Genomic DNA, 1,106 nt, shown 5'->3' with positions numbered 1-1,106 from the left:
TTGTAATCTGAACAAAGTATCATAGTGCAATCAACCTGATTAGACACTGCATTGACAAGGATAGACACAAATGAACGTTTTACATTTTATCGGTATTGATGTTGCTAAAAAGAAATTTGACGTGGCTTATCTTAAAGATAAAGACCGTCAACTCGTAAAAACTAAAGTGTTGGAAAATAAGCCCGCAGGCTTTAGCCAACTCCTTGATTGGATGAAGAAAAATGTCACTGATGACTTCTCTCAAATCCATATTACGATGGAGCCAACCGGTGTGTACCACGAGGCGTTAGCCCACTTTTTACACGATCACGGCTGTATCGTGAATTTAATCAACCCCGCTCGTTTGCCTAAATTCGCTGCTTACAAAGGTTTTGTGCATAAAAACGACCGTGGTGATAGCAAATTACTTGCCTTATTCGGCACGGAAAATCCGCAAGAACGTTGGCTACCTGAGTCTAAAAGCATTCGTGAGCTCAAGGCTAAACTCGCACGTCTCGAAGCCTTAAAAGGCGATTTATTGCGAGAAAACAACCGTTTGGAGCAAGCTGAGGCGACAGAAAGTCCAAGCGAAGTTATGCTGTCCATTCATCATATCCGTAAGGCATTGAATGAAGCGATAGCCTTACTTAAAAAAGACATTAACGACCACATCAATGGCAATCCGGAGCTGAAATCAGACAAAAAATTGCTTGAAAGCATCCCTGGTGTTGGCGATGTGGTGGCAAACCAAATGCTGGTGGTTTACCACAGCAAAAACTTCAAGAAAGCGTCGGAAATGGCAGCTTTCTTAGGCTTAATTCCCAAAGAGCGTGCATCAGGAACACTCAAAGGTAAAACAACATTGAGCAAAGCGGGCTCACCGCATCTTCGAGCCTTGTTGTTCTTGCCTTCAGTTAAAGCGACAAGCTGTAATCCTGATATCAAAGCCCATTACAATCGCCTGCTTGAACGAGGTAAAACCAAGATGCAAGCCGTTGGTGCGGTAATGCGTCGCTTGGTGCACATCTGCTTTGGGGTGTTAAAAAATCAATCTGTTTATCAACCGCAAATTATTTTTGCATAATGCAAAAAAGAATTTGACTTTGAGGTTGGGAGACAGTATCTAC

General features: G+C 42.5%; 1 protein-coding gene. It reads left to right on the top strand.

Features of this window, described 5'->3' with window-relative positions; translation table 11 throughout:
* Window positions 1–70: 70 nt before the first annotated feature.
* Window positions 71–1,063 (top strand): IS110 family RNA-guided transposase, encoded by a 993-nt coding sequence (locus B0185_RS09200; protein ID WP_005706914.1) that lies wholly within the window; start codon window positions 71–73, stop codon window positions 1,061–1,063.
* The last annotated feature ends 43 nt before the right edge of the window (window positions 1,064–1,106 follow it).

The sequence above is a fragment of the Haemophilus parahaemolyticus genome, from assembly GCF_002015035.1.
Lineage (GTDB): Bacteria > Pseudomonadota > Gammaproteobacteria > Enterobacterales > Pasteurellaceae > Haemophilus_A > Haemophilus_A parahaemolyticus.
The sequence above is the reverse complement of the archived record's forward strand: the minus strand, read 5'-3'. Positions and strand labels throughout refer to the sequence as shown.